Source organism: Bacillus sp. P4_D3 (assembly GCF_056401855.1).
In genome coordinates this window covers 1-5,418 of record NZ_JBFUIN010000216.1, presented here as the reverse complement: position 1 = coordinate 5,418, position 5,418 = coordinate 1, and the positions used below count along the sequence as shown (strand labels likewise).

Sequence of the window (5,418 nt, the reverse complement as noted above, 5' to 3'; positions counted from 1 at the left end):
TGTGAAAGCAGACGTACAAGGTTCTGTAGAAGCAATGGCAGCGTCACTTCGTAAAATTGATGTTGAAGGCGTAAAAGTGAAAATTATCCATACAGGCGTAGGTGCGATTACAGAATCTGATGTTATTTTAGCTTCTGCATCTAATGCAATTGTAATTGGATTTAACGTACGCCCTGATGTAAATGCGAAGCGTACAGCTGAATTAGAGAAAGTTGATGTTCGTTTACACCGTATTATCTATAAAGTAATCGAAGAAATTGAATCAGCAATGCAAGGTATGCTGGATCCAGAATTCGAAGAAAAAGTAATCGGTCAAGCGGAAGTTCGTCAAACATTCAAAGTAACAAAAGTTGGAACAATCGCAGGTTGTTACGTAATAGACGGTAAAATCACACGTGATAGTGGCGTTCGTATTATCCGTGATGGCGTAGTAGTCTTCGAAGGAAAACTTGATACGTTAAAACGTTTCAAAGACGACGTAAAAGAAGTTGCACAAAACTATGAGTGTGGTATTACAATTGAGAGATATAATGATCTTAAAGAAGGGGACATCATTGAAGCATACGTTATGGAAGAAGTGAAGCGATGATTATCGCTTCACTCTCATTCGAGTGTATGATTTACGATGTGCATTCTTTAAAAGAGAAACGAGCAATTTTGCAACGTGTGTTAACTCGTGTGAAACAGCGCTATAATGTAGCTGTTTCTGAAGTTGGGCATCAAGATGTATGGCAACGTACAGAAATTGCAATTGTTTCCGTATCCTCAAATCGTGTTGTCTGTGAAAAAGAAATGAATCGTGTACTTGAGTATATCGATTCATTTCCTGAAATTGAACGTACGATAACACATTTGGAATGGTATTGAATGAGGTGAAGAGTTATGAAATTACGTGCGAACCGTGTGGGCGAGCAAATGAAAAAAGAATTAGGCGACATTATCAGTCGTAAAATTAAAGACCCACGTATTGGATTTGTTACAGTAACAGATGTACAAGTAAGTGGAGATTTACAAATTGCTAAAGTATATATTTCTGTTTTAGGTGACGAAGAACAGAAAGAAAATACATTAAAAGGTTTAGCGAAGGCAAAAGGCTTTATTCGTTCAGAAATTGGCCAACGTATTCGTCTTCGTAAAACACCGGAAATTTCCTTCGAGTTTGATGAGTCTATCGGATATGGTCATCGAATTGATACACTTTTACATCAAATTAATAAAGACGGTAAACGTGAAGAATAATGGATAGACATTTGTCTATCCATTTTTTCCATGTAAAATAAGTTTTGCATAATTGCAATTACTACAAAAGAATAACGATGAGGTGAATATATGGAAGGTGTAGTATTATTACATAAGCCAAAGGGAATGACATCACATGATTGTGTGTTCAAATTAAGAAAGATATTGCGTGAGAAACGAATTGGTCATACAGGGACACTGGATCCAGATGTAACAGGAGTATTACCTATTTGCGTTGGGCGTGCAACAAAAATCGCGCAATTTTTGACAAGTGAAACAAAAACATACGAAGGTGAAGTGACATTAGGATTTTCAACAACAACAGAAGATGCTTCTGGTGAAGTTGTGGAGAAACAAGATGTAAATCGTGTCATTACACGTAAAGAAGTAGAAGAGGTACTAGCGGAACTAACAGGGACAATTGAACAAATGCCACCGATGTTCTCAGCTGTAAAAGTTAACGGAAAAAAACTATACGAATATGCAAGGGCAGGACAAGAAGTTGAACGTCCAGTTCGTACAATTACAATTCATGAATTTGTATTACTTGATGAACGTGAAGTTTTTGAAGGAGAAAACATTTCATTTCGTTTCCGTGTAACGTGTAGTAAAGGAACATATGTAAGAACACTAGCAGTAATGATTGGTGAAAAACTTGGATTTCCATCACATATGTCTCACCTTGTAAGAACAGCATCTGGTGAATTTTTACTAGAAGATTGCATATCATTTGAAGAAATTGAAGAAAGCGTGCAAAATGGAACAGTAGAGTCTATTTTCATCTCAATCGATGAGGCGCTAAGTAAGTTTCCAAAAATGGTTGTAGATGAAAAGCAAGCTGAAAAAATAAAGAATGGCATGTTCTTAAAGAATGAATTAGAAACAACAGCACCATTTATTACAGTATTTGATAAAAATGATAGTTGCTTAGCAATTTATGAGCATCACCCAAAACACCCTGGCATGCTAAAGCCAATGAAAGTACTTGTGAATAATCAAGAACTAAAGCTATAATGAATTATTGGAAGGATTATTACAGAAAAAGGTGAATTCAAGCGTGAAACTTATTCATTTAACTCATCCACATGAACAAAATAAAATAGAATTACCACCTACTGTAATGGCATTAGGATATTTTGATGGCATTCATTTAGGACATCAACGTGTGATTCGAACAGCGAAAAAAATAGCGGATGAAAGAGGATGTAAAAGTGCTGTCATGACGTTCCATCCACACCCATCTGTTGTATTAGGGAAAAAAGAAGCGCATGTGGAGTATATTACACCGATGCGTCTTAAAGAAGAAATCATCGCAAGTTTAGGAATTGATATCTTATATGTGGTGAAATTCGATGAGCCATTTGCTGGATTATTGCCACAACAGTTTGTCGATGAGTATATTATTGGTTTAAATGTAAAGCATGTAGTAGCAGGCTTTGATTATTCATATGGACGTTTAGGAAAAGGGAAGATGGAGACTTTACCATTTCATGCAAGAGGGGAGTTTACACAAACCGTGATCGAAAAAGTTGAATATCAAGAAGAAAAAGTAAGTTCTACTTCATTACGAAAGTTAATTCGAAACGGTGAAATGGAACAAATTCCATCTATTTTAGGGAGAGCTTACACGGTAGAAGGAACAGTTGTACACGGTGATAAGCGTGGACGTCAAATTGGTTTTCCAACTGCAAATGTAGGTTTAAGTGATGAATATCTGTTGCCATCTGTAGGTGTATATGCGGTAAGGTTGAAGGTTCATGATGAATGGCATGATGGTGTATGTAATATCGGATATAAACCAACTTTCAAAGAGAATGAGCGTCAATTATCTATTGAAGTGCATCTATTTGAATTTAATAAAGACATATACGATCAAAGTGTTACAGTGGAGTGGCACATGCGTATAAGAGAAGAAAAAAAGTTTAATGGAATTGATGAGTTAGTTGCGCAAATCGCTCAAGATAAAAAGGTTGCCCAAGAATATTTTGCGAGCGTAAAGAATATACTTGCTTTTTCAAATGAAAAGTAGTATTCTATGTTATGTACTTTATGACAACCATTACTTGGCATTGCGACTCACCGATGCTTGCTAGGTAACTGGGGGTTTAATTATTAGGAGGTGAAATAGGATGGCTTTAACACAAGAGCGTAAAAATGAAATCATTGCACAATTTAGAACTCATGAGACTGATACTGGTTCTCCAGAGGTTCAAATTGCTGTCCTAACGGAGCAAATTAACACTCTAAACGAGCACTTACGTACTCACAAGAAGGATCATCATTCACGTCGTGGTCTATTAAAGATGGTTGGTAAACGTCGTAACTTACTTACTTACCTTCGTAATAGCGATATCACACGTTACCGTGAATTAATCACAAAGCTTGGCTTACGTCGATAGTCAAAGAAGCGGGAATATTCCCGCTTTTTTGTTAGGTAAAAATATATCTTCTACTCTTTATAGCTTACTTAATTTTCGGCAATACTAGAGGAAAGAATATTGTGATATACTATCCATTTACATAGAAGAATTGAATATTTTAAATTGAGAGGGGTACTTAAATGAGTCAGGAAAAGCAAGTCTTCTCGATAGATTTAGCTGGTCGTCAGCTAACAATTGAAACAAGTCAGCTTGCAAAACAAGCAAACGGAGCAGTATTAGTAAGATATGGCGACACAGCAGTTCTATCTACAGCAACTGCATCAAAAGAGCCAAAAAATGTAGATTTCTTCCCGCTTACAGTAAACTATGAAGAGCGTTTATATGCAGTCGGAAAAATCCCAGGCGGTTTTATTAAGCGCGAAGGCCGTCCAAGTGAAAAAGCAATTTTAGCAAGTCGTTTAATTGACCGTCCAATCCGTCCACTTTTCGCAGATGGTTTCCGTAATGAAGTACAAGTTGTCAGCATCGTAATGAGTGTTGATCAAGACTGTTCTTCTGAGATGGCAGCTATGCTTGGTTCTTCATTAGCATTATCTATTTCAGATATTCCATTTGAAGGTCCAATCGCAGGCGCGACAGTTGGTCGTATTAATGGCGAGTTCGTTATTAATCCAACAGTAGAACAGCAAGAACAAAGTGATATGCACCTTGTTGTAGCTGGTACGAAAGATGCAATTAACATGGTTGAAGCAGGAGCGGATCAAGTACCTGAAGAAACAATGTTAGAAGCAATTATGTTTGGACACGATGAAATTAAACGTCTAATTGCATTCCAAGAAGAGATTGTACAAGCTGTCGGTAAAGAGAAAACAGCAGTGAAACTTTATGAAGTGGATGCTGATTTGAACCAAGCTGTACGTGAAATGGCTGAGACAGATATGCATTCTGCAATTCAAGTGCACGAAAAACATGCACGTGAAGATGCAATTAGCGTAGTGAAAAAGCGTGTAATTGAGCATTACGAAGCTGAGGAAGCTGATGCTGATACATTAGGACAAGTAAGTGAGATTTTATATAAAATTGTAAAAGAAGAAGTACGTCGTCTTATTACAGTTGAAAAAATCCGCCCAGATGGTCGTAAAGGTGACGAAATTCGTCCTTTAGCATCAGAGGTTGGCATTTTATCTCGTACACATGGTTCTGGTCTATTCACACGTGGACAAACGCAAGCATTAAGTATTTGTACATTAGGTGCATTAGGCGATGTGCAAATTTTAGATGGTCTAGGTGTAGAAGAGTCAAAACGCTTTATGCACCATTATAATTTCCCTTCATTTAGTGTTGGTGAAACAAGACCAATGCGTGGACCAGGTCGTCGTGAAATTGGTCACGGTGCACTAGGAGAACGTGCTCTTGAACCTGTACTTCCATCTGAAAAGGATTTCCCATATACAGTTCGTCTTGTATCTGAAGTATTAGAATCAAATGGTTCAACTTCACAAGCGAGTATTTGCGGTAGTACATTAGCGATGATGGATGCGGGTGTACCACTTAAAGCGCCAGTTGCTGGTATTGCAATGGGTCTAGTGAAATCTGGTGAGCATTACACAATTTTAACAGATATTCAAGGAATGGAAGATCATTTAGGTGATATGGACTTTAAAGTAGCAGGTACTGCAAAAGGTGTAACTGCACTACAAATGGACATTAAAATCGATGGTTTATCTCGTGAGATTTTAGAAGAAGCATTACAACAAGCGAAAGTTGGTCGTATGCACATTCTAAATCACATGTTATC

At 37.3% G+C, this 5,418-nt stretch carries 7 protein-coding genes; all 7 read left to right on the top strand.

All coding sequences use genetic code 11. The features are described from left to right. The coding region (locus AC1DTM_RS17540; protein ID WP_477000564.1) for a translation initiation factor IF-2 at positions 1-589 on the top strand (589 nt) is incomplete at its 5' end. After that, entirely contained in the window at positions 586-867 is a 282-nt protein-coding gene (locus tag AC1DTM_RS17535) for a DUF503 domain-containing protein (RefSeq protein ID WP_002088157.1), read from the top strand. The genes AC1DTM_RS17540 and AC1DTM_RS17535, both read left to right, overlap by 4 nt. 15 nt (positions 868-882) lie before the next feature. Then, entirely contained in the window at positions 883-1,239 is a 357-nt protein-coding gene (gene rbfA / locus AC1DTM_RS17530) for a 30S ribosome-binding factor RbfA (protein WP_002146104.1), read from the top strand. A 90-nt stretch (positions 1,240-1,329) separates the two neighbouring features. Next, positions 1,330-2,253, top strand: a complete 924-nt coding sequence (truB, locus tag AC1DTM_RS17525; RefSeq protein ID WP_002160743.1) for a tRNA pseudouridine(55) synthase TruB — start codon at positions 1,330-1,332, stop codon at positions 2,251-2,253. A gap of 43 nt (positions 2,254-2,296) precedes the next feature. Next, positions 2,297-3,268 (top strand): bifunctional riboflavin kinase/FAD synthetase, encoded by a 972-nt coding sequence (gene ribF / locus AC1DTM_RS17520; RefSeq protein ID WP_002146106.1) that lies wholly within the window; start codon positions 2,297-2,299, stop codon positions 3,266-3,268. Positions 3,269-3,368: 100 nt separating this feature from the next. Then, positions 3,369-3,638: a 30S ribosomal protein S15 gene (rpsO, locus tag AC1DTM_RS17515; protein ID WP_001229392.1), complete on the top strand. Its 270-nt coding sequence runs from the start codon at positions 3,369-3,371 to the stop codon at positions 3,636-3,638. 161 nt (positions 3,639-3,799) lie between these two features. After that, positions 3,800-5,418: polyribonucleotide nucleotidyltransferase (locus tag AC1DTM_RS17510; protein WP_477000563.1), on the top strand; the 1,619-nt coding region annotated here is incomplete at its 3' end.